A 23,769-nucleotide genomic window follows, 5' to 3' on the forward strand; every position below is an offset into this window, starting at 1 on the left:
CTTAACACGTTAGCCTAGCTCCATCAGATCGTCAACGTCTTGGGCCGTCACGGTTGACTCCGCCCAGACCACCACCACAGTCTCAAAGGAGAACACCATGTCTCTCGACCTCACCCGCCCCAGTTCGATGATCTCCCGCGCGATTACCGCCGAAAACTTCCGCGGTGTCAAAGCTGGAGGAGGACGGGCAACCGACGGTTTCTCCCAACGCGCCGCGTCGCGCCTAGGGGTCGGCTGGAAAGTCTCCCCCTGTGTCGAGATCGCCCCCAGCGAGACCTTCGAGGTAGCCGAGATTGAGGGTCCCGGCCTAATCCAACACCTATGGTTCACCTGTCACTACTCACTCTGGCGCTCGCTCATGTTGCGGATCCATTGGGATGGAGAGCAGATCCCGGCCGTGGAAGTGCCCCTGGGTGACTTCTTCTGCAACGGCTGGGAGGTCTTCTCACAGGTTTCCTCTACCCAAATTGCAGCCAATCCTCACGGAGGTTTCAACTCCTACTGGCAGATGCCCTTCCACCGGTCAGCCAGAATTACGATTGAAAACCTGTCGTCGGTTCCTGCAAACCTCTACTATCAGGTCGACTACGCGCTGGGAGAGATCCCGGCCGACTCGCTCTATTTCCATGCCCAGTGGAACCGATCCAACCCGGTCCCAGACGGCATCCACCCACTCCTACCGAGAGTTGAGGGAACCGGCCGCTACGTCGGAGCATATCTGGCCTGGCAGTCCAACTCACCGGGCTGGTGGGGCGAAGGGGAGGTCAAAATCTACCTGGATGGAGATGAGGAGTATCCGACCATCTGCGGGACCGGGACAGAGGACTACTTTGGCGGAGCCTGGAACTTCGATATTCCGTCACGGGGATACACCGAGTTCACCACTCCTTATCTTGGGCTCAACCAGGTCCTGAAGCCGGACGGGCTCTACCAAAGCCAGCAGCGGTTCGGCATGTATCGGTGGCACGTGGTGGATTCGATCGGGTTCAACCAGGACCTTAGAATCGAGATCCAAGCGCTGGGCATTGGCCCCGGACAGGGCAACGGGCTCCCCCACCGCTATCGAAAGCTGAAAGACGACATCGCTTCAACTGCCGTCTTCTACCTGGACCGACCTGCGGTAAGCGCCCATGAGCGTCCCCAGGTTCCCGACCTTCTGACGCTGGAAGTCCAGTAGGCCCGGCAAAACAGCCGATTTGGGTCCAATAGACCGATAAACTCGAAGCAACTCCACACCGCGCTGCTGAGGAGCAAGGATGAGCAAGCAAAAGAAGCACCCGCCCACCCCTAAGCGCGCCAGAATTGTGGACGTGGCCAACGCGGCAGGCGTTTCTACAGCTACGGTGTCACGAGCCCTGACCGGTTCGGGCCGAGTGGGGCCGGAGCTAATGCAGCGAATTGAAGAAGCGGTTGTAGCCACTAACTACGTGCCCGACTCGGTGGGACGCGCTTTGCGACGTCAGCGATCGGACCTGTGGGCAGTCATTGTCTCAGACATCCGGAACCCATACTTCGTCGAGCTGATCTCAGCCATCGAAGAGGTTGCTTCCCTTGAGGACCAATCCCTGGTCCTCTACAACACCGATGAACTTCAGGTACGGGAGCGCAGGTTCATTGGAAGCGCGGTCGCCCAGCGGATGTCCGGGGTGATTATTGCGGTGGCCTCTGAGCAAGATTCTGATCTGAGCGCCCTCGAAGAGGCGGAGATTCCGACCATCGTTGTGGACCGCCGCGTGCAGGGCTTTTCAGGCGATTCCGTCGTCTTGGACAACATTCAGGCCGGCAAGCTGGCCGCAGAGCATCTGCTAAAACTTGGCCATACTCGCATTCTCGGTCTGTTCGGCCCCTCTGCTGCGTCGACCACTTTCGACCGGTACATAGGCTTCAAGGCCGCATACGAGAACTCTCAAAACAGAAACTACGGCACTTCCTCGCTGCTGACCGATATTAGAGCTGATCAGGCTCAGGCTGTAACTGCACATGCCCTCCGAGGAGGGCTCAGGCCAACCGCAATCTATGCTGCCAACGGCGCCCTCAGCGCGGGCGCATATCGAGCGGTTCAAGCTAGCGGTTTGCGGGTACCGGAAGACATCTCGATCCTAGGTACCGACGATACCCCGTGGGCCACCATGGTCCGACCCGCACTCTCAGTCATCACTCAGCCGGTCGCCGAGATGGGTAAAGTCGCCGCGGAAAGATTAGTGAAACGCAATCAGAACCCCGAGGTTGAGCCACTTCACCTGGTTCTCTCCCCCGAACTGGTAATCAGGGAAACGACCGGACCCATCCATCAGTAGGTGCGCTGACAGCGTTACCGATTCGAGATATCAAGAAACGCCAGAAGCCGTTGACAGGTGAGAGGAGGCAAACTAAGCTCCGAAGTAATCGATTACATCCATCCACTCGATCGATCTTGACACCTTCCTTCACAGGTGAAGGAACCGAAATCTAGATGCAGTCACTCCAATCAAAAGCACACGAAGCACGACTCAGGAGTAAAAATGTTTAACAGGAAATGGCGCTGGGCAGCTGCAGGAGCTGCAGCACTGATGGCAGCAACGTCGCTGGCAGGTTGCGGCGGATCTGACGGAAAGCAGAGCGGTGAGACCACCACCGAGCTTGGGAGCGGTGAAGCCGGGCAGCTGACATTTGTCTACATGGGGGACGCCGATCAGCAAAAAGCGTTCACCTCGCTCTTTGAAGTATTCAACAAGGATTATCCAGACATCAAACTCAAGGCCATGGGGATTCCCAGTGGCGACTGGGCTACCTTCTCCAACACCGTCGCCACCCGGTTGGCCGGCGGAGAGAAGATCGACATCATTCAGGTAGCAACTGAAGGACAGCGTCTGTTCGCATCCAAGGGGATCCTGACCGACCTCGATCCATTTATCGAGAAAGACAAGGACTACGTCGATGAGTACTGGGAAGACATCGACCCCAGGCTGAAAGAGTTCAACGAGAAGTATGCCTCCGGCCCCAACGGTGAGACGGTCTTCATTCCGGGTGGCTACAACACCATGGCGCTCTATCTAAACAAATCAACCTTTGAGGCAGCCGGGGTGGAGATCCCGGAAAACGGCGACTGGACCTGGGATGAGTTCCTCGACGCTGCCCGCCAAATCAAAGAAAAGACCGGGGCCTTTATGATGCCGGCTTCCTCCTCGTACTTTGGCGCGATCATGCCCTGGCTGACTACCAACGGCACCTCCACCTTCAATGACGACTGGACCCAGCCCACCTTCAACAGTCCCGCAGCAGTCGAGGCCGCCAGCTTTGCCCGCCAGCTGGTGGAGGAAGAGCTGGTTCCAGCTCCCGGCGGCCAGTTTGATGTCAACTCGGCGTTCAAGCAGGGAAAGCTAGCCGCGATTGACGGTGGCCGGTGGGTGACGCTCGGGATCCGCGATATGGACGTCGTCGATGACACGGTGGTGGTCAATTGGCCCACCAAGGTCGGACACGGCTCCCCCGTCGGCTGGGATGCCTGGAACATCACCGAACGCTCCGAGAACAAGGATGCTGCCTGGACATTCATCAAGTTCCTCATGTCCAAGGAGGCGGGCGAGTACTTTGCCAGTGTGGGTGGAACCATCGTTCCTGCGCGACTTTCGGTAGCTGAGTCTTCCTACTTCACCGACAACGCCCCGGCCGAGGTCACCCGCCTGGCTGATGCAATGAGCTGGGCCACCGCTATTCCATCGATCGACCGTGGTGCCGAAGCACAGAAGATCATGGAGGAATCCTGGCTCACAATCATTTCGGGCCAAGGCGACGCTCAGGCTGTCTTGGACAACGCCCAGGACCAACTGGCCGCACTCGTCGAGTGAGGACTTTCGCCGTGACTGATAAAAACGGTCAGGCACGCAGCCGCCGACGCGATTTCCGCGTCGGCTGGCTGTATGCCAGCCCGGCCATGCTCCTGTTTCTGGTCTTCATTGCCGGACCATTTGTCTTTTCGTTCGTGTTGGCTTTCATGAAGTGGGACCTTCTGACCGATCCCAGCTGGGCCGGCTTCGCCAACTTTCGGGCACTCTTCTCTGATCCGCTCCTTCCAAAGGTGCTGGGAAATACGTTTGTGTTCGCACTTGCTTCGGTAGTGACGCACCTGGGGTTCGGGTTTCTCCTGGCCCTTGGTGTTAATCGCCTGATCCACCGGGCAGCCAACTACTTTGTCCGAGCCGCGATCTTCTTCCCGTTCCTGATTTCATGGGCAGCGGTATCACTTCTCTGGAAGTACGTCCTGGACCCTACCTTCGGATACGTCGGCCAGTATGCTGCCATGCTTGGTTGGAAGATTCCGAACTTCTTTACCGAGCCATCCTGGGCCTTGCCGGCCATCATCTTTATCGATCTTTGGCACACGCTCGGCTTCACCTTCATCATTCTCTTGGCAGGGCTGCAAACCGTCCCGCGAGAACTGGTTGAAGCAGCCAAGATTGACGGAGCTAGCACCCGCCAAATCTTCTGGAAGGTGACCGTTCCGCTCATGTCACCCACGCTGTTTTTCGCCACCATCATTACCTTCATCGGTGCATTTCAGGTTTTTGATCCAATCCAAATCATCACGCGAGGCGGGCCGCAAAACTCAACCAAGACCATCGTGATGTACCTCTACGAGCGTGGATTCCAAGCATTTGACATGGGGTACGCAGCCGCGGTGGCCATCCTCGTGTTTGTCATCGTCATGATCGTGACCCTGATTCAGTTTGCCGGCCGGAAGAAATGGGTGTTTGAAGGATGAGTCTACAAAACCGCCTCAAGTTCGACAGCCCGCAGCCCGATCTGCTGGACCGCGCTGCCCAGCCCCGACGGAAGAAAAAGGGCGACGCCATCTTGGCCGTGGTCCTGGTGATCTTTGGGCTCTGGATGATCATGCCGATCATCTGGATGATCTCTACCAGCTTTACCGTCTCGACGGAGGCTTTCACCTCCCCGCCCAAGTGGCTGCCGATACCGTTCACGTTTGAGAACTTCGCCGACGTGTTCGACTACATGCCGTTCGGGCAGCAGTTCTTCAACTCGGTCGTCCTCGCGGTGATTCAAACCGGTGGTTCGCTGTTGGTTTCGGTACTGGCCGCCTACGCATTTTCCCGAATTGCTTTCCCGGGCAGTGGGACAATCCTGGTTGGGATGCTGTCCGCCCTGATGATTCCGGCACAGCTAGTTATCATTCCGGTCTTCATCATGATGAGAGGGCTGCACCTGGTCGACACGTTGGCAGCGCTCTGGCTGCCAGCCCTGATTAATGTGTTCCAAATCTTCTTCTTGACTCAGTATTTCAAGACGATCCCCCGAGAACTTGACGAGGCCGCGAAGCTGGACGGAGCTGGACACGGGTGGATCTTGTTCCGCCTGCTCCTGCCGCTGTCGAAGCCAGCCCTGGCAGCCTTGGCTATTCTCAGCTTTGAAGCATCCTGGAACGGGTACTTCGGTCCATTGATCTTCCTTTACAGCCCGGAAAAGATGACCCTCCCTCTGGGTCTGGTTACTCTCCAGAATGGATTCGGCTCGGCCCCAGCCGCGGTTGTCTTTGCTGCCATCACGATGGTGGTCATTCCGCTGCTGGTGGTTTTCCTCATCTTCCAAGAGCAGTTCGTGGAGAGCATTGCCTCCGCCGGCCTGAAGGGTTAGCTGAGATGGGCACCTCGCTCCAACACGTGGACCCCATCCTCCAGCGGCTGCCGCGGGCAGCTTGGGCAACGCTTCCCGCAGGGTTAGGGGTGGGACTACTTCTGTCCCTCCTGCTTTACTTCCTGTTGCCTTGGATCGGGGTGGGTGCGGGCGCCCTGCTGGCCAATGCATGCCTCTTGGCTATCTGTCCTTTGGTGCACCGCCTTCAAGATGAAGTCACGATGGAGGCGAGCTCCGTCAGGTGGTGCCTATTAGCTCGCAAACTGCTCGTAGTGCTGATTCCTCCTACCTTGATGCTAACCGGCGGTGTCGTTTTCCTCGAGGGTGAGGCGCCGCTATGGGTCCAAGCAGCGGCCATCGGCGCCGTCCTGGCCGCATGCCTTTGGTACGCATTACAGTTGGTCACGATTCCCCTATTCTTCGCCCGCCCCGAAGCGAATTTGAGCGCAGTTCTTCGCACGTCTATCTTCGCGGTTGTCCGACGACCAATTCCCCTCCTGGGGGCGGTGGCAGGAATCTTGATGGCAGGCTCAGCAATCCTCAAGTGGCAGCCTCCACTCGCCGCCCTACTACCCCTCCTGGTCGCTACGCTCTCGGTGGCCGCGGCGTGGCCGACGCTGGTGGCGAGCGGAGTGCGGCCCCTCAATCTGGTCCCCCTGCCCGCGGACCAAACCAAGATTGAGATTAATTCGGCCTAACCCCCGGTCTCCTCCCGAAGATCCCCCCGGAATTTCCAGAGATAGATCACGTTTTACCGGCCACATCTGCCCGCCAAGGTCCCCGTGACCTTTGTCCACAGTGGTATTGTGGAAAAAGGCTTTTTGGAGGTGGCTAGATGACCGACTTGGCAGCAACAGTAGTGGTGGTTTCCGACCGCTGCTACCGCGGCGCAGAGACGGACCGAACCGGACCCAAACTGGTTGACGGTTTGCGAGCTGCCGGTCTTACCTGTCCCGATCCGGTGGTCGTCCCGGACGATTTGGAACTGATTCGCGGAGCGGCCACCGCAGCCCTCGCTTCGGGCACCCGGTTGCTGATTGCCGCCGGAGGCACGGGCGTCTCCCCCCAGGACATCACGCCCGAGGCGGTAGTCCCCTTGGTGGTCACCCCGCTGCCGGGCCTGGCCCAACTGCTGATCCAGGTATCCTTGGAGCAGACTCCCTACGCAGCTCTTTCCCGCCTAGTGGTTGGGTTGACCGGGGAGCGAGCCCTGCTGGTGGCTCAACCGGGAAGCGTGAATGCAGCTGAAACCACCCTGCACCACCTCGTTCCCCTACTGCCGCACCTTTTCGAACAGTTGGACCGGACTGAAGCTCCCACGGGAGGATATGTTGAGCACTGAGCTAATGGTGGAGCTGAGCTCCGAACCTATCGACGTAGTTCGTCAACTGGCAGCGGCCAGCGGCAGCCAGCACGGAGCCACCACCATGTTCCTCGGTTCCGTCCGCGACCATGATCCGCAGGTAGGACAGGAGCGGGTCGTTGCCATCGAGTACAGCGCCCACCCCGAGGCGTCAGCTACGCTGCAGCGGGAAGTGGCGCAGTTGGCGGAGGAGACGCTGGCGGAGGACTGGTCCGGCGTGGACGCCCGGGTAGTGGTGATCCACCGGATCGGACCGGTCCAGGTGGGTGAGCCCGCCATGCTGGTAATTGTCTCCACCGCTCATCGCCACCCCGGCTCGAAACTGGTGCCGGCGCTGGTGGAAAGAATCAAGGCCACCGCTCCAATTTGGAAGCGGCAAATTCTGGCAGACGGGAGCAGCCAATGGTCGAATCTGCCCTGAGATTGGCTCCAAGCCAACAGACTCATCCGCAACTGGTCGACACGTTCGGCCGGGTACACCGGTCCATGCGCCTGTCGGTGATCGACAAATGTCAGCTGCGTTGTACCTACTGTATGCCGGCTCAGGGCCTGCCCTGGTTGAGTAAATCCGAGCTTCTCACCCTCGATGAGATCTACCGGATTGCCAGCATCGCGCACTTTGCCGGCTTCACCGAGTTCCGGATCACCGGGGGCGAACCTCTCATTCGCACCGACGTTCCCGAACTGGTTCAGCGTCTCTCTGACCTGTCGAACCCCAGCGCGCCCATTGATCTGTCCCTGACGACTAACGCCGTCCTGCTGGATCGCTACGCTCAGGCATTGAAGGATGCCGGTCTGAACCGGGTCAACATCTCGTTGGACTCGCTTCGGCGCGATCGGTTCAAGGCACTCACCTTGCGCGACCAGCTGCCCCAGGTGCTGCGGGGACTCGAGGCGGCCAAGAATGCAGGACTCTCCCCCATCAAGTTGAACACCCTGCTGATTCCCGGGGTGAATGACGACGAGGTCCTGGACCTGGCCGACTTTGCCCTGACCAACGGCTATCAGCTGCGGTTTATCGAGCAGATGCCGCTCGGCGACAGCCCCTGGGATGGTTCCACCATCATTACCCAGCAGCAGATCCTGGATCAGCTTTCCACCCGGTACTCGCTCACCGAGGTTCCGGGGCGTGGTAGCGCCCCCGCGGCACAGTGGTACGTGGACGGAGGGCCGGCCACCATCGGCGTCATTGCCTCCGTGACCAAACCGTTCTGCGGAGACTGCGACCGGCTGCGCCTGACCGCCGACGGCCAGTTGCGAACCTGTCTCTTCTCTGACAAAGAGACCGACCTGCGGACTCCGCTCCGGGAGGGAGCGACCGACGCGGAGTTGCTCGACCTAATGGGGATGGCCACTTGGGCCAAAGAGGCCGGGCACCTGATCGGCAAAGCCGGTTTCCAGGTGCCCGAGCGGAACATGAGCCGGATCGGCGGCTAGCCTCCGGCAAACGGGGGCAGGACCTCCAGCTCGATCGCGTCCCCACTCCAGGTGGCGTCACCGGAAACTACCTGCCCGCCCTGCAGGAAACTGCAGGCTGAGAGTGGCTGTGCAATCCCGTCTCCGTGCCGCGCCACCACCTCATCCTTTAGCTGGGCCAGGCCGTCGGCCTGATAGCTCTCGCGTTCCGTTCCGGCCCGATCCACCATGCCGGCGTAGTAGCGCACATTTACCGTCGCCATCATCTAGTCCTTTCCGGCGGCCAGATACTCCGCCACGTCCTGCGGGCTGTCCAGGTCCTGCAACAGCCGGGCTGCCACCGGAACGGTGGACACCCGAGCCGGCGCCATAAACCGGCGCACAGACAGGTCCCGTCCGGGGATCTCCTGAGCCCGCCCCTCCAAAAACTCACGCCGATAGAACCCCAGCAACCACTGAGTGTACCCGTCCGGAGCCAGGGCGCAGAGGGCATCCTCCGTCAACTCGTCGATCCGGGCTAACAGGTGCTCGATCGCTCCGGGCGCCTCGGGCAAATCACAGGCCAGCACGGCCACCAGCGGGGCGCTTCCCCCTCGAAGCGCGTTTAGCCCGGCCACGATCCCGGCGACCGGTCCCCCGAAAGCCGGCTCCTCCTGCGTTTGGACCCAGCGCGGGTCCCAGTCCGGTCCCAATGCCTCGTCGAGCGGGGCGCGCGGGCCCACCAGGCAGATCCGCTCGGCTCCGGAAACCGCCTCGACCGCGGAGGCGACCAGCGGTTTCCCGCCAATCGGCAGGGAAACTTTGTTTCGTCCCACCATCCGCCGGGAGCGACCGCCCGCCAGGACGATGGCGTCGTACTTCAGGCTCTCACCCATGTGCCCGACCGTCCGCCGCGCTTTTCTTCCAGCCAAATCCGCTCAATGTAGGCGCCGCGGTCGACTCCTTTAACCATGTCGATGGCGGTGAGCGCAGCGCAGGAGACCGCGGTCAGGGCTTCCATCTCAATCCCGGTCGCATCGGCCGTTTTGACCGTGGCCGCAATCTCGATGGTGTTTTCCGTCAGTTCCAGGTCGATCGTGACCGCGTGGACCGCAATCGGGTGCGCCAGCGGGATCAGCTCCGGGGTTCGCTTGGCCCCCTGGATCCCGGCCACCCGAATGACCGCCAGCACGTCGCCTTTTCGCGCGGCCTGTTCTTCGATCAGCTGGATCGTCTCGGGGGCGCAGCGAACTACCCCGCTCGCTCGCGCCTCGCGCTCACCGGGGGTCTTCCCGCTGATGTCAACCATGTGGACTTCGCCAGCCCGGTTCAGGTGCGTCAGGTTCACAGAATGTCCTCCACATCGACCAATTGTCCCGCTTGGACGAACTCAACATCGGCCGGAATCACGCACAGGGCGCTGGCCTGAGCAAGGGTGGCCACCAGGTGCGAGCCGGACCCGTGCGCCGAGGTCGGCTCGAACACTACCTGCCCCGCTGCGTTCAACCGCACCCGCCCGGGAACGTACTGGGAGCGTCCCTGCGGCGACTTCCAACTGGCCCCGGCTCGAATCTGCCGGCGCGGCGTCTGCGGGTTCACCTGGCCGGTCAGAGTCCTGATAAACGGACGCCCGAACACGTGGAAAGAGATGAACGCTCCGACCGGATTTCCCGGAAAGGCCAGCAGCGGCGTCCCTTTCCAGACCGCGTATCCCTGCGGCTTCCCCGGCTGCAAGGAGACCCGGTGGAAGGTCGACTCCGCTTCGCCATCCAGCAGGTTGCGGACCACGTCAAACCGCCCGACGCTGACGCCCCCGGAGAGCAGCACCGCGTCGCACTGGGAGGTCAGCTCATCCAGCACGACAGCCAATTCTTCAGGCCGATCGGCCACCGCGTGGCGCCTGATCACCCGCGCCCCGCTCTCTTCGGCCAGCCCGGCCAACAAGTAGGAGTTGGATTCGTAGATTTGCCCGGGTGCGAGGACACCTCCCGGTGGCACCAGCTCGTCTCCGGTGGAGAGCACCCCCAGGACCGGTTGGCGAACCACCTGGACCCGGCTCGTCCCCACCGCCGCAGCGGCCGAAAGTTGGCGCCCGGCTAGCCGCGTGCCCTGCACCAAGACGGTCTCACCGGAGCTGACATCTTCACCCGGATGGCGGACGTTCGCACCGGGTCGAACGGCCTCGCCGATCACCACCTGCCCGTCGTCTTCCTCGGTCAACTCGCTCTGAACCACGGTATCGGCCCCGGCGGGAAGGGGCGCCCCGGTCATGATCCGGACCGCTTCCCCGGCGCCGACGGCCACGTCTCGGGCCGGACCGGCCGGCTGCTCACCCACGATCCGCAGGCGGGCGGGCACCTCTTCCAGATCCGCGGCCCGGACCGCATAGCCGTCCATCGCCGAGTTGGCAAAGCCGGGAATGTCGACCCCCGCCGTGATCGCCTGAGCCAGAACCCGCCCTCGCGCGGCCGCCAGCTCGACTTCTTCCCGCTCCTGGATCGCGAACCGTTCGGCGAGAGACCGGACCTGCTGCAGGTACTCAGCAATCTTGATTTTAGGTTGGCGGTCTCGCCTCTCGGGCGCATCACTCATGGACTACTCCTAGTGGTTCTCGGGTGGCGCCAACCTCCGTTGGGGCGCCGCTTTCACTCCAACCAGGGTAATCGCCCTGGAGGAGAAACACCTGCTCCAGTCCAGCTTCCGCCAGCAGCGTAGCTGCCTGCCGCGCCCGCACTCCGCGCTGACAGTAAATCACGGTGGCCCGACCGCCGGCCCGCCGGCTTAGCTCCTCAACCAGCCCCCCGGCGGTCTCGGCGGTGATTTGCCCGAGGGGAACCAGATCGGCCTCGGCCGCGTGTCCGGCAGCGAACTCGAACGGTTCGCGCACGTCGACCAAATAGTGACGAGTCGGATCCACTTCCAAGGCCGGGAGCTGCACCAACTCCGGGGCGGGTTTGGGAGCAAAGGTGAGCCGGGCCTCGGCCCCACCGGGCCGCAGCTCAATCACGTCGGTGCGAGCCCGAAGCGCGTCGATCACCATGACCCGGCCGTAAAGCGGTTCCCCAATCTCGGCTATGAGCTTGATCGCTTCCATGGCCATCACCGAGCCGGCCTGGCCGCACAGGGCCCCGAACACGCCCGCCTCCGCGCAGCTGGGCACGGTTCCGGGAGCGGGCGGCGTTGGAAACAAGTCCCGCAGAGTGTATCCGGCGGTGGCCTGGGGCGGACGAGCCCAAAAAATCGAGACCTGAGCGTTGAAACCCAGAATCGATCCCCAAACCACGGGAACGTTCAACTGCGCCGCCACATCGGAAACCAAATATCGAGTGGGGAAATTGTCGGTCCCATCCACCACCAGGTCGAAGCGCCCGATCAGGTCGGCCGCGTTGTCCTCCGTAAGACGGAGGGGGAACTCTTCGATCGACACCTCCGCCCCCGCCTGCGCGTGCACCCGCGCTGCCGCGGAGGTCACCTTGCTGGTTCCGATCGAGTCGAGATCGTGGATCACCTGGCGGTGCAGGTTGGTCTCTTCAACCACGTCGTCGTCCACCAGCCCCAGAGTGCCCACTCCCGCCGCCGCCAGGTATTGCAGCACCGGCGCGCCGAGGCCGCCCGCTCCCAGCACCAGGACCCGAGCCCGGCGCAGGCGCTCCTGTCCGGTCAGTCCCACCTCCGGAAGTCTGATTTGGCGCAAGTATCGAGCTCCGGGCACGTTCCCACCGGGTCGAACCGGCTCGCAACTAGGCAGATCCATGGCTTTCCCCTCCTACAATTCCGCCTTCAACTCTACTAGGCCGCCGCCCACCACGACGGTCCACCACCACCTCATCTGCGCCTATTTTGATTTTTTCAAGCCGCATTTGCTGTGCTAACCTCGCTGGCATGGCACAATATCTGATCTCTGAGGCTGCCACCCTCCTGGGGGTGAGCTCCGACACCGTCCGGCGCTGGATCGCAGCGGACAAACTTTCCTCTGTCACCAACGCCCACGGCCGCCAGGTGATTGAAGGCGCCGATCTGGCCCGGTTCGCCCAGGAAATGGCACCGGCCGAACGCCAGGCAACCTGGGCCGGCTCTTCGGCCCGCAACCGAGCGGTCGGACTGGTGACTGAAATCATCGCCGATCAGGTGATGGCCCAGGTCAACCTGCAGTGCGGCCCGTTCCGGTTCGTCTCGCTCATGTCGCGAGAAGCCGTCGAAGAACTCAACCTGCAGGTCGGCGACACCGCTGCCGCCGTCGTGAAAGCTACCAACGTCATAGTCGAGGTTCCTAAGTGAGAATTGCTACCCGCCGAAAGTCCGCTCTCCTAACCCTGCCACTCCTGCTGGCGCTGTCACTGGGCGCCTGCTCGTCCCCCGCCTCCCAATCGGATCAGACTCAGCCGGATCAAACCCAGTCCGACTCCTCCCAGTCCACGCCCGCGCCAGCAGCCGGGGAAACGACCACTCTCCAGATCAGCGCCGCCGCCTCGCTCAAATCGGTGTTTGAGCCCCTGATTGAAGCCTTCGAACAGGAGCACCCGGACATCAAGATCGCCTCGGTCAACTTCGACGGCTCCCCTACCCTGGTCGAGCAGATCGTGGCCGGGGATCCGGTCGACGTGTTCCTGTCCGCCGACACCAAAAACATGGACAACCTGGCCGAACAGGGCGAGGTTGCCGGTGAACCGGAGATTTTTGCCACCAACTCGATCACGTTGGCCGCCCCGGCCGCCAACCCCGCGGGGCTGAAGGAGCTCGGCGATATCGAGAGCAGTGACGTCGCCATTGTCACCTGCGCCCCCGAGGTTCCGTGCGGCGCCGCCACCGGCCGGCTGCTCGAGTCCGAAAACATCACCATCGATCCCGTCAGCCTGGAACAGAACGTTTCGGCCGTAGCTGCGAAGCTGGCGGCGGACGAGGCGGACGGCGGCTTCATCTACCAAACGGATGTGCTGGCCAACGACGGCAAAATCATCGCGATTGACACGCCCGCGATCGACCCCAATCAGTATCCGATCGCGGTGGTGAAGTCCTCCAAGAACCAGGAGGCCGCGCAGACGTTCGTTGACTTTATGCTCAGCCCGAAGGCATTGGCAATCCTGAAGGAATTCGGTTTTGGGGCCCCGTAGGGGACGCCTGCTCCTAGGAATGCTGGCCGCCCTAGCTGCGGCCAGCATTTTCCTGCCGATTGTGGCCCTCCTCTGGGGGGCCAATTGGCAAACCTTCGGGAGCGACATTGCTGCTCCCGAGGCCCGAAGCGCCCTGCAACTCTCTTTCGCCACCGCCCTGGTCACGACCCTGGTCTGCCTGCTCCTAGGCGTGCCGCTGGCTCTCTACCTGGCCCGCTCCTCCTCGGGCTTGGCCTTCGGGATCCGCCTGCTGGTGAACCTGCCGCTGGTGATGCCCCCGCTGGTCGGCGGGCTGGCCCTGCTGATGCTGTTTGGTCGGCGCGGTCTGCTGGGCGGGCCGCTCTACGACCTGTTCGGGTTCCAGTTGGGCTTCACCACCCCCGCAGTAGTGGTGGCGCAGATTTTCGTCGCCCTCCCCTTTATGGTGATCACGGTTGAGGGGGTGGCTCGGACCATTTCTCCCGAACACGAGATGGTGGCCGCCTCCCTGGGCGCCACCCCGGCCGCCGTCTTCTGGCACGTCACCGTTCCCCTGCTGAAGCCCGGCCTGGTCGCGGGAGCGGTCCTGTCGTTCTCGCGCGCCCTAGGCGAGTTTGGGGCCACCGCCCTGTTTGCCGGCAACCGACCCGGAGTGACACAGACGATGCCCCTCGCCATCTACACCGCATTTAATGGAGGCGGGGTCAGCGCCTCGGCCGCCACCGCCCTGGCCATCCTGCTGATGGGCGCCTCGATCGTGGTGATGCTGCTGACCGGGTCGTGGGATCGCCGAGGAGCCAAATGAGTAACCTACAGGCGTCCTTTACCCTCCGCCGAGGCGAGTTTGAACTCCGACTGGACGAGGAGTTCCCGGCGGGTACCGTGACCGCCATTGTCGGCCCGAACGGTTCCGGAAAGACAACTCTGGTCCAGGCTCTGGCCGGTTTTCTCCCGATCACTACCGGACAGATTAGGAGCGGCGACCGCTGGCTGGCTCAGGCTGAGACCAAACTGAGCCTGGCGCCCCACCAGCGCTCCGCCGTCCTCCTCCCCCAGTCCGCCAGCCTCTTTCCCCACCTGACCGTGGCCGAGAACATCCTGTTTGGCCCCCGCCACCAGCGCCTCCCCAACCGGGATGTCATTTTGTCTCACTGGTTGGAGGAGCTGAACTTGAGCGAGTTGGCCGAGCGTCGACCCGATCAGCTCTCGGGCGGTCAGCGCCAGCGGGTGGCCCTGGCCCGGGCCCTGGCCGCTGACCCGCAGCTCCTGCTGTTGGACGAGCCGGCCGCCGCCCTGGACGTGACGGGCGCCAGTGAGTTTCGGCGGGTGCTCGCGGAGCAGTTGGCCACCCACTCGGTCACCACCCTCCTGATTTCTCACTCCCCGGCTGACGTCCTGGCCCTGGCGGATCGGGTGCTCTTGCTGGAGGATGGCCGCGTCAGCTTCCACGGCTCCGCCACCTCCCTTTGGGAGCGGCCCGCCGCCGGGTTCGCGGCTCACTTCGTTGGAACCAACACTCTGCCCGCCACCCTCGACCCCGAAGGCAGGCTTCAACTGGACGACGGGGTTTCGCTGATGCTGGCGTCCACTCCTGCGGCGCCCGGGCGGGTGACCGTCACGGTGGCCCCGCAGTCGCTGTTCCTGCAGCCGGCCCCCGGTCGCCTCAGCTGGTCCACCCGCGTGCGCGAGGTCGACGCGTTTGACGGGGGCTACGTCGTGCGCGTGGAACGGCCGCAGACCCTATTTATTCACCTCACTCCACCTGAGTACTGGCGCCAGCCGCTTCAACCCGGGGCTGAAGTAGAGGTCTGGGTCAACCCGGCGGACCTGCGCGTCTACTAACCAACATCTGTCACCGGATTGGTATTTAAACAAACGTTTCGTGACGGAAAACGCGTAGACGGGACGGATGACCCGCTGGAGCCACAGGTAATAAATCGCGAAATCTCGCCATTTTGAGGAAGACCAATATTTCACAGACCCCTCGTGATAATCATGGTGGATCAACGTCTACTCAGCACAACCGAGGGATCTCGATGAACCAAACTACTGCAGCAGCTGGCAAACCCAAGAAAGCAAGCCGTTTTGATCTGCACGACTGGAACCCGGAAGACCCCGAGAAGTGGGACTCAAAACTGGCATGGCGCACCCTAGCCGTCTCCACCTTCTCCCTAACCATTGGATTCTGCGTCTGGTACCTGGTCAGCGCAATCGCCCCCAAACTCAATGAGATCGGCTTCGACCTCTCCCAAAACCAGCTCTACTGGCTGGTGGCCATTCCGGGTCTTTCCGGCGGCCTGATCCGGCTGATCTACATGTTCCTGCCGCCCCTGATCGGGACGCGGAACCTGATTGGCTACACGTCGCTTCTGTTCGTCATTCCCATGTTCGGTTGGTTCCACGCGATCCAGAACCCGGGCACGCCCTACTGGTGGCTGCTGGTACTGGCCGCCCTCACCGGGATCGGCGGTGGCTGCTTCTCCGGCTACATGCCCTCCACCGGGTACTTCTTCCCCAAGCGCAAGTCCGGAACCGCCCTCGGCCTGCAGGCCGGGATCGGCAACTTCGGCGTTTCCCTGATTCAGTTCATGGGTCCCTGGGTGATGGGCTTTGGCCTGCTGGGTATCCGTTGGATCACCCCGGTCGACACGCACGGCGGTCCCCTCCGGGTCTTCAACGCCGCCATTGTCCTGGTTCCGTGGGCCGTGTTGGCATCGGTCCTGGCTTTCATCTACCTGCGTAACGTTCCGGTCAAGGCCAACTTCCGTCAGCAGATGGACATCTTCGGCAACAAGAACACCTGGCTGCTGACCCTGATCTACATCATGACCTTCGGCGCTTTCGCCGGTTTCTCCGCCCAGCTGGCCCTGATCATCAACTCGACGTTTGGGAAAGACTCCGTTTTCGCCACCTCTGGCCAGTACGACGTTTCCACCCTCCCGCTCGGCGCCTCGTTCGCCTTCCTGGCGCCGCTGATCGGGTCAACAGTTCGAGCCGCCTGGGGCCCGCTCTGTGACCGCTTCGGTGGCGCGATCTGGACGTTCATTGGCGGGGCCGGCATGACCGTCTCGGCGGTCGTGGCCGCCTTCTACCTGCGGGCCAACAGCCCGTCCGACTTCTATCCGTTCCTGTTTGCCATGCTGGTGATGTTCTTCTTCACCGGCCTTGGCAACGCCGGAACCTTCAAGCAGATGCCAATGATCATGGGCCCCCGTCAGGCGGGCGGCGTGATTGGTTGGACTGCGGCAATCGCCTCGTTTGGGCCCTTCTTTGTCGGGGTGGCTCTGACCATGACTTCGCCGCAGAGCTTCATGATTGGTGCGGCCATCTACTTCGCACTGTGCACGGTGCTCGCGTGGATCTACTACGCGCGTCCCCGGGCTCCTTTCCCCGGCTAACCACAGAGACAAGAGGTAATAATGAGCAACAAATCTCCGGACACTCTCCCCGCGATGGTGGCGAAGCTGGGCTCCTACCTGCGTCCCACCACCACGGACGTAAATGCCCGCCAGCTCTTCCTCGAAGGAGGACGGGAAGCTGACGTGTTCTATCGCCAGCGATGGAACCACGACCGCACGGTTCGCTCCACCCACGGAGTGAACTGCACCGGTTCATGCGCCTGGAACGTGTACGTCAAGGACGGCGTCATCACCTGGGAAACGCAGAACGTGGACTACCCCTCCACCGGGGCCGACTTCCCCGAGTACGAGCCGCGCGGCTGCCCCCGTGGCGCCGCCTTCTCCTGGTACACCTACTCGCCCACCCGGGTCCGCTACCCCTATATTCGGGGCGTCCTGCTGGACTACTACCGGGAGGCCAAGGCTCGGCTGAAGGATCCGGTCCTGGCGTGGCGCGACATCGTCGAAGATCCCGCCAAGGCCAAGGCCTACAAGCAGGCCCGCGGCAAGGGTGGCCTGGTGCGATGCAACTGGGATGAGGCGCTGGAGATTTCCGCGGCCGCCCACGTGTACACCTCCAAGCGGTACGGGCCGGACCGGATGGCCGGGTTCTCCGTTATCCCCGCAATGTCGATGATCTCCTACGGGGCCGGCTCGCGCTTCTACGAGCTGATGGGCGCCACCATGCTGTCGTTCTACGACTGGTATGCGGACCTCCCGATGGCTTCCCCGCAGGTGTTCGGAGACCAAACCGACGTGCCCGAGTCGGGCGACTGGTTTAACTCCGGCTACCTGATCATGTGGGGTTCAAACATTCCCCAGACCCGGACCCCCGACGCCCACTTCATGACGGAAGCCCGCTACCACGGCCAGAAGGTCGTCGCGGTCTCCCCCGACTACGCGGACAACACCAAGTTCGCGGACGAGTGGTTGCGGATTGCTCCCGGCACCGACGCCGCCCTCGCCACGGCCATGGGCCACGTGATTTTGAAAGAGTTCCACGTAGACCGGAAAGAGCCGTTCTTCCTGGACTACATGAAGAAGTTCACGGACTCCCCGTTCCTGGTGAAGCTGAAGGCCAAGGATGGCGCCTTCGTTCCCAGCAAGTTCCTCACCGCTGCGGACCTGGCCCACCTGGATGCCGCCGTACCGGTGGCGGACCCGAACCTGCCCCAAACTGAACATGCCGAGTTCCGCACCCTGGTGTGGGACCGCACCAAGGGGATCGCCGATCCGGGCGGCACGCTGGCCGACCACTACGGTGAATCCGGCCAGGGCAAGTGGAACCTGGAGATGAAGGGGATCAACCCGTTCCTGACCCTGTCCGAGGTGGACCGGGCCAAGGGCGTTGAGGTCCTCCTTCCCCGGTTCGACCTGCCGGCCGCCTCAGATCAGGAGAACCTCGGCGCGGGCGTCATGCACCGCGGCGTTCCCGCCGTCCGGTTGGGCGACGAGTACGTAACCACGGTTTACGACCTGCTGCTGGCCCAGTACGGCGTGTCCCGTCCGGGACTGCCCGGCTCCTGGCCCACCGGCTACGAGGACATGGACGAGCCGGGCACCCCCGCCTGGCAGTCGCAGTTCACCGGGGTTCCCCCGGCGGCCGCGGAACGGGTTGGACGCGAGTTCGCCCAGAACGCAATCGACTCCAAGGGCCGCTCCATGATCGTGATGGGCGCCGGCACCAACCACTTCTACCACTCGGACACCATCTACCGGACCTTCCTGGCCCTCACCTCAATGTGCGGCACCCAGGGCGTCAACGGCGGCGGATGGGCCCACTACGTGGGTCAAGAGAAAGTTCGTCCGCTGACCGGTTGGGCCCAGTACGCCTTTGCGCTGGACTGGCACCGTCCGCCCCGGCAGATGATCGCGGCCGGCTTCTGGTATCTGCTGACCGACCAGTGGCGCTACGACGGCACTCCGGCCCAGAAGATCATGTCTCCGCTGGCCGAAGGCGACTGGGAGCGCAAGACCACTGCTGACACGCTGGTCGAGTCGATGAAGCGCGGGTGGATGCCCTCCTACCCCACCTTCTCCAAGTCGACCCTGCTGCTGGGCCAGGAGGCCCGCGAGGCCGGGGTTGAGCCGGCGAAGTGGATCGTCGATCAGCTGAACAAGGGCGAGCTCTCCTTCGCCTGTGAAGACCCGGACAACCCGGAGAACTTCCCCCGGGTGCTGACCTCGTGGCGGACGAACCTGCTGGGCTCGTCGGCGAAGGGGGCCGAGTTCTTCTACCGGCACATGATCGGGTCCGATTCGGCCGCTACCGCCGAAGAGGTGCCCGAGGATCGTCGGCCCGAGAGCATGGTCTGGCGCGAGGCCGCCGCCACCGGCAAGGTGGACCTGCTGCTGACCCTGGACTTCCGGAACACTTCCTCCACCCTCTACTCCGACATCGTGCTGCCCGCGGCCACCTGGTACGAGAAGGACGACCTGTCGACCACCGACATGCACCCCTTCATCCACGCGTTCGATGCGGCTATCGATCCGCCGTGGGAGGCCCTGACCGACTTCCAGGTGTTCCAACAGCTGGCCCAGAAGGTCCAGGAAATGGCCATTGTCCACCTCGGCAAGCAGACCGACGTAATCCCGGTGCCCCTTTCCCACGACACCCCCGACGAGTATGCCAACCCGGCCGGAATCGTTCCGAACGTGGACGAGGTGGGGTTGATTCCCGGGGTGACGATGCCGAAGCTGGTCGTGGCAGAACGCGACTACACGCAGCTGGCACTGCGCTTCAACTCGATGGGTCCCCTCCCCGAAAAGGTTGGGCTCCTGACGAAGGGCGTCAAGTACGACCCGACGATCGAGGTGGAAAAGCTCCGGCACCTGAACGGCGTGGCCCCGACCGGCCGCCCGCTGCTCGACACGGCGAAGAAGGCGGCCGACATGGCCATGCACTTCTCCGGCGCCACCAACGGCCGCCTCGCCACCACCGGGTTCGAGGACCTGGAGAAGCGGACCGGAACCGAGTTGGCCGACCTGGCAGCCGGGGACGAGGAGAAGCTGATTACCATCGGCCTGCTGCAGTCCAAGGGCGCCCAGCCGGTCATCACCACTCCCGAGTGGACCGGATCCGAGCACGGTGGTCGCCGGTACAGCGCGTTCGTGCAGAACATCGAACGGGGTCGCCCGTTCCACACGCTGACCGGGCGCCAACACTACTACCTGGATCACGACTGGATGCGCGACATCGGCGAGTCGATGCCGATCTTCCGGCCACCCCTCGACCTGCACCACCTCTACGGTGAGGCCGCGGTGGGGTCGACCGGGAAGACGGCGGACGGAGTCCACGTAGCGGTTCGCTACCTGACCCCGCACCACAAGTGGGCGATCCACTCCCAGTACTTCGACAACCTGCACATGCTGACCCTGAACCGCGGTGGCCAAACCGTGTGGATGAGCCCCCAGGATGCTCAGACGGTCGGAGTCGAGGACAACGACTGGATCGAAGCTTGGAACCGGAACGGTGTGGTGGTAGCCCGGGCGATCGTCTCGCACCGGATGCCCCAGGGCACCGTCTACATGTACCACGCGCAGGAACGCACGATGGGTACCCCGCTGTCGGAGACCTCCGGCAAGCGCGGCGGGATTCACAACTCCCTGACCCGGATCATGATCAAGCCGTCCCACCTGGTGGGTGGCTATGCTCAGCATTCCTACGCCTTCAACTATGTCGGGCCCACCGGCAACCAGCGCGACGAAGTGACGCTGATCCGCAAGCGCAGCCAGGAGGTTGATTACCAATGAGAGTTATGGCCCAAATTGCGATGGTGATGAACCTCGACAAGTGCATCGGCTGCCATACCTGTTCCGTCACCTGTAAGCAGACGTGGACGAATCGGTCCGGCACCGAGTACATGTGGTTCAACAACGTGGAGACCCGCCCCGGCGGCGGGTACCCGAAGGGCTGGGAAGATCAGGACCGCTGGCACGGCGGCTGGAAGCGCAAGGCCAACGGCAAGCTGGTCCCCCGCTCTGGCGGCCGCCTCCAGGTGCTGTCCCACATCTTCGCCAACCCGCGTCTGCCGGAAATTGAGGAGTACTACGAGCCCTGGACCTACGAGTACGACAAGCTGCTCTCGGCCCCCAAGGACTCCAAGCACTTCCCGGTGGCCCGTCCCATTTCGCAGATCACCGGCGAGCCGATCGACAAGGTCAGCTGGGGCCCGAACTGGGATGACGACCTGGGCGGTGGCGAGCAGGTCCTGAAGGACGACCCAATCTTGGACAACATCTCCACCAAGGTCAAGGCCGAGATCGAGCAGTCCTTTATGTTCTACCTGCCTCGGATCTGTGAACACTGCCTGAACCCCACCTGCATGGCGGCCTGCCCCTCCGGCGCGATCTACAAGCGGACCGAGGACGGCATCGTCCTGGTGGATCAGGACCGGTGCAAGGGCTGGCGCATGTGCGTGTCTGCCTGCCCCTACAAGAAGGTCTACTTCAACCACCAGACCGGCAAGGCCGAGAAGTGCACCCTGTGCTACCCGCGCCTGGAGGTGGGCGAGCCCACCATCTGTTCGGAAACCTGCGTGGGCCGGCTCCGCTACCTGGGTGTCATGCTGTACGACGCCGACCGGGTGGTTGACGCCGCTGCGGTCGAGGATCCGCAGGACCTGTACGAGGCTCAGTTGGATATCCTGCTGGACCCGCGCGATCCCGAGGTGGTGGCCGCGGCTGAAGCCAGCGGGATCAGCGCCGAGTGGATCACCGCGGCCCAGGAGTCCCCGGTGCTGGCCCTGATCAAGGACTACCGCCTCGCCCTGCCCCTGCACCCCGAGTACCGGACTATGCCGATGGTTTGGTACGTCCCGCCGCTCTCCCCCGTGGTGGACGCCGTGACGGCCGCCGGGGCGGACGCCGAAGATCACCGAATCCTGCTGACCACCCTGTCGAAGATGCGGATCCCGCTGGACTACCTGGCCGAATTGCTCACCGCCGGTGACACCAAGCCGGTCGAGCTGGCCCTGCGCCGCCTCGCCGCCATGCGTTCCTACATGCGCAACATCAACCTGGGCATGGAGCCGAACACCGAAGCGGCGGAAGCCGTCGGGATGACCGGGGAAGAGCTCGAGGCCATGTACCGTCTGCTGGCCATTGCCAAGTACGACGATCGGTACGTGATTCCGATGTCGTCCTCGGCCCCGGCCCCGCGGATGGCCGAGCTCGGGATCGACACCGAGTCGCTGAACGACGAGGCGTTCCTGGGCAACCAGCCCGCCTCGATGCCCAAGGGCGGCGTTGGCCCCGGCTCGGGCGCTCCCGCGGCCTGCTACGGCAGCCCCGGTTGTGGAGCGGCTGGTGGTGGCGGCGACGTGCGCGAGCCGGTTTATATCGACCTGCGCACCTGGGACCCCCACGGAGGCCGACATGAGTAAGGCCCGGTTTGTCAGCGCACCCGCGTTGGTGCCGCTCGACACCACCCCGTGCACGCCGGAGCAGATGCGGGCCACCCACATGCTGCTCTCGGTGCTGCTCGACTATCCGGGTGAGAAGTTCGACCAGGCGCTCGCCGCCGCGGTGGACTTGCCCGCCCCAATCCAGGCGGACCTGGACCAGTTCGTGGCCTGGGCACAGGAGGCCGGAGAACGCGACGTGCGCTCGCACTACGTCGATATTTTCGACCAGCAGCGCCGGTGCGCCCTCTACCTGTCCTACTACGTGGCCGGGGACACCCGGCTCCGGGGCAGCGCCATTCTGGGATTCCGCCAGTTCCTCACCGCTCTTGGTTACGAGCTGGACCGGGATGAACTGGACGACTACCTGCCGGTGATCCTGGAGCTGTCGGCTCTCAGCGGGGACCACCTCGTCTGGGAGTTGCTGGCCTCGCACCGGGAAGGGATCGAAGTGATGCGCTCGGCGCTCTACCAGGCCGAGTCCCCCTACCGACACCTGCTCGACGCCCTCGCGCGGACCCTGCCGGAAGTAGATGCCGACACGTACGAGCGCTTCCAGCGCCTAGTTACCCAGGGCCCGCCCACCGAAATGGTTGGCGCCCAACTGTCCACCCCCTGGCCCACAAGGAGTCACCAATGAGTGCCCTCGATATTTTCCTGTGGATCATCTTCCCCTACGTTTGTTTGGCGACGCTGATCCTTGGTCTCATCTGGCGCTGGCGCACCGACAAGTTCGGTTGGACCAGCCGGTCGTCCGAAATCTACGAACGCACCTGGCTGCGGATCAGCTCTCCGCTGTTTCACTTTGGCATCCTCTTCGTGGTGCTGGGGCACTTCGGAGGCCTGGTCATTCCGGCCAGCTGGACCGAGGCGGTTGGCGTCAGCGAGCACATGTACCACCTGGTCGCGGTCGTGATGGGCTCGCTGGCGGGCGCGGTCGCGATTGTCGGGTTGATTGGCCTGCTGATCCGTCGGTTCAAGTACAAGTCGGTTCGCTTCGCCACTTCGCGCGGCGACATCGTCATGTACATCTTTCTGCTGATCCCGATCGCCCTGGGCGCATCGGCGACAGTCCTGACGCAGATTTTCGGCGATCCGGGCGGCTACAACTACCGGGAGACCATCTCCCCCTGGTTCCGCTCGCTGTTCTACTTCCAGCCGGATGTTGCCCTGATGGTGGATGTGCCCCTGGTCTTCAAGCTGCACATTATCGCCGGGTTCCTGCTGTTTGCTATGCTTCCATTTACCCGACTGGTTCACGCGGTAGCGCCCCCGGTGCTGTACCCGGCCCGGCCCTACATGGTGTACCGCTCTCGGGCAACCACGGTCGGTCGGCCTGCGGTCGCTCGCGGATGGGAGCCGATTCCCACTACCTCGGAGCAGGTGCGCAAGCGCAAGCGGACCGGCCACAAGGTAGAACACATGCAGAAGGTCAGCGACCGTTAGTAGGTAAATGCCCGTGACAAAGCAACCGCGTGCAATATCGCAAA

Annotated in this window: 23 protein-coding genes; 18 read left to right on the plus strand and 5 right to left on the minus strand. The window is 63.0% G+C overall.

What is annotated here, in order from left to right:
* The first annotated feature begins 97 nt into the window (after nt 1–97).
* From SAC06_RS06070 to moaA, 9 genes are all read left to right on the plus strand, one after another.
* Entirely contained in the window at nt 98–1,177 is a 1,080-nt protein-coding gene (locus SAC06_RS06070) for a glycoside hydrolase family 172 protein (protein WP_350257416.1), read from the plus strand.
* A 79-nt stretch (nt 1,178–1,256) separates the two neighbouring features.
* On the plus strand, nt 1,257–2,297 hold the full coding sequence (locus SAC06_RS06075) for a LacI family DNA-binding transcriptional regulator (RefSeq protein ID WP_350257417.1): 1,041 nt from the start codon (nt 1,257–1,259) through the stop codon (nt 2,295–2,297).
* Between the two features lie 252 nt (nt 2,298–2,549).
* Entirely contained in the window at nt 2,550–3,827 is a 1,278-nt protein-coding gene (locus SAC06_RS06080; protein ID WP_350257418.1) for a sugar ABC transporter substrate-binding protein, read from the plus strand.
* An 11-nt stretch (nt 3,828–3,838) separates the two neighbouring features.
* A complete protein-coding gene (locus SAC06_RS06085) occupies nt 3,839–4,741 on the plus strand; it encodes a sugar ABC transporter permease (protein WP_350257419.1) in 903 nt (300 codons plus the stop codon).
* A complete protein-coding gene (locus SAC06_RS06090) occupies nt 4,738–5,631 on the plus strand; it encodes a carbohydrate ABC transporter permease (protein ID WP_350257420.1) in 894 nt (297 codons plus the stop codon). The genes SAC06_RS06085 and SAC06_RS06090 overlap by 4 nt, the downstream gene beginning before the upstream one ends.
* Nucleotides 5,632–6,152: 521 nt before the next feature.
* Nucleotides 6,153–6,329: a hypothetical protein gene (locus SAC06_RS06095; RefSeq protein WP_350257421.1), complete on the plus strand. Its 177-nt coding sequence runs from the start codon at nt 6,153–6,155 to the stop codon at nt 6,327–6,329.
* 137 nt (nt 6,330–6,466) lie between these two features.
* Nucleotides 6,467–6,973: a MogA/MoaB family molybdenum cofactor biosynthesis protein gene (locus SAC06_RS06100; protein ID WP_350257422.1), complete on the plus strand. Its 507-nt coding sequence runs from the start codon at nt 6,467–6,469 to the stop codon at nt 6,971–6,973.
* Nucleotides 6,963–7,415, plus strand: coding sequence for a molybdenum cofactor biosynthesis protein MoaE (locus tag SAC06_RS06105; protein WP_350257423.1), 453 nt, complete (start codon nt 6,963–6,965; stop codon nt 7,413–7,415). The genes SAC06_RS06100 and SAC06_RS06105 overlap by 11 nt, the downstream gene beginning before the upstream one ends.
* Nucleotides 7,397–8,431, plus strand: coding sequence for a GTP 3',8-cyclase MoaA (gene moaA, locus SAC06_RS06110; protein WP_350257424.1), 1,035 nt, complete (start codon nt 7,397–7,399; stop codon nt 8,429–8,431). Before SAC06_RS06105 ends, moaA begins: the two co-directional genes overlap by 19 nt.
* Here the strand turns inward: moaA and SAC06_RS06115 are convergent.
* Genes SAC06_RS06115 through SAC06_RS06135 form a run of 5 tightly spaced genes read right to left on the minus strand, consistent with a single transcriptional unit; the run spans nt 8,428 to nt 12,143 of the window.
* On the minus strand, nt 8,428–8,673 hold the full coding sequence (locus tag SAC06_RS06115) for a hypothetical protein (RefSeq protein WP_350257425.1): 246 nt from the start codon (nt 8,671–8,673) through the stop codon (nt 8,428–8,430). The genes moaA and SAC06_RS06115 overlap by 4 nt on opposite strands.
* Nucleotides 8,674–8,676: 3 nt before the next feature.
* Nucleotides 8,677–9,285, minus strand: a complete 609-nt coding sequence (locus SAC06_RS06120) for a molybdenum cofactor guanylyltransferase (RefSeq protein ID WP_350257426.1) — start codon at nt 9,283–9,285, stop codon at nt 8,677–8,679.
* Nucleotides 9,270–9,737, minus strand: a complete 468-nt coding sequence (moaC, locus tag SAC06_RS06125; protein WP_350257427.1) for a cyclic pyranopterin monophosphate synthase MoaC — start codon at nt 9,735–9,737, stop codon at nt 9,270–9,272. The genes SAC06_RS06120 and moaC overlap by 16 nt, the downstream gene beginning before the upstream one ends.
* Entirely contained in the window at nt 9,734–10,981 is a 1,248-nt protein-coding gene (glp, locus tag SAC06_RS06130) for a gephyrin-like molybdotransferase Glp (RefSeq protein WP_350257428.1), read from the minus strand. Before glp ends, moaC begins: the two co-directional genes overlap by 4 nt.
* The gene (locus SAC06_RS06135; RefSeq protein ID WP_350257429.1) at nt 10,974–12,143 is read right to left on the minus strand and encodes a ThiF family adenylyltransferase; all 1,170 of its coding nucleotides are present in this window, start codon (nt 12,141–12,143) and stop codon (nt 10,974–10,976) included. The genes glp and SAC06_RS06135 overlap by 8 nt, the downstream gene beginning before the upstream one ends.
* Nucleotides 12,144–12,271: 128 nt before the next feature.
* Between SAC06_RS06135 and SAC06_RS06140 the strand changes: the two genes are divergently transcribed.
* The 9 genes from SAC06_RS06140 (at nt 12,272) to narI (ending at nt 23,725) form a co-directional block, all read left to right on the plus strand.
* Nucleotides 12,272–12,667, plus strand: coding sequence for a TOBE domain-containing protein (locus tag SAC06_RS06140; RefSeq protein WP_350257430.1), 396 nt, complete (start codon nt 12,272–12,274; stop codon nt 12,665–12,667).
* Complete coding sequence (gene modA / locus SAC06_RS06145) at nt 12,664–13,500, plus strand: molybdate ABC transporter substrate-binding protein (RefSeq protein ID WP_350257431.1); 837 nt, start codon at nt 12,664–12,666, stop codon at nt 13,498–13,500. The genes SAC06_RS06140 and modA overlap by 4 nt, the downstream gene beginning before the upstream one ends.
* Complete coding sequence (locus SAC06_RS06150) at nt 13,487–14,284, plus strand: ABC transporter permease (RefSeq protein WP_350257432.1); 798 nt, start codon at nt 13,487–13,489, stop codon at nt 14,282–14,284. Before modA ends, SAC06_RS06150 begins: the two co-directional genes overlap by 14 nt.
* On the plus strand, nt 14,281–15,321 hold the full coding sequence (locus tag SAC06_RS06155) for an ABC transporter ATP-binding protein (protein ID WP_350257433.1): 1,041 nt from the start codon (nt 14,281–14,283) through the stop codon (nt 15,319–15,321). Before SAC06_RS06150 ends, SAC06_RS06155 begins: the two co-directional genes overlap by 4 nt.
* 194 nt (nt 15,322–15,515) lie before the next feature.
* On the plus strand, nt 15,516–16,877 hold the full coding sequence (locus SAC06_RS06160; RefSeq protein ID WP_350257434.1) for a nitrate/nitrite transporter: 1,362 nt from the start codon (nt 15,516–15,518) through the stop codon (nt 16,875–16,877).
* A gap of 21 nt (nt 16,878–16,898) precedes the next feature.
* Nucleotides 16,899–20,630 carry a nitrate reductase subunit alpha gene (locus SAC06_RS06165; RefSeq protein ID WP_412766211.1) on the plus strand — a complete coding sequence of 1,244 codons (3,732 nt, stop codon included), beginning with the start codon at nt 16,899–16,901 and terminating at the stop codon, nt 20,628–20,630.
* A complete protein-coding gene (narH, locus tag SAC06_RS06170; protein WP_350257435.1) occupies nt 20,627–22,261 on the plus strand; it encodes a nitrate reductase subunit beta in 1,635 nt (544 codons plus the stop codon). The genes SAC06_RS06165 and narH overlap by 4 nt, the downstream gene beginning before the upstream one ends.
* The gene (narJ, locus tag SAC06_RS06175) at nt 22,254–22,919 is read left to right on the plus strand and encodes a nitrate reductase molybdenum cofactor assembly chaperone (protein WP_350257436.1); all 666 of its coding nucleotides are present in this window, start codon (nt 22,254–22,256) and stop codon (nt 22,917–22,919) included. The genes narH and narJ overlap by 8 nt, the downstream gene beginning before the upstream one ends.
* Nucleotides 22,916–23,725, plus strand: a complete 810-nt coding sequence (gene narI / locus SAC06_RS06180) for a respiratory nitrate reductase subunit gamma (protein WP_350257437.1) — start codon at nt 22,916–22,918, stop codon at nt 23,723–23,725. The genes narJ and narI overlap by 4 nt, the downstream gene beginning before the upstream one ends.
* The last annotated feature ends 44 nt before the right edge of the window (nt 23,726–23,769 follow it).

Source organism: Scrofimicrobium sp. R131, from assembly GCF_040256745.1.
GTDB classification, from domain to species: Bacteria; Actinomycetota; Actinomycetes; order Actinomycetales; family Actinomycetaceae; genus Scrofimicrobium; species Scrofimicrobium appendicitidis.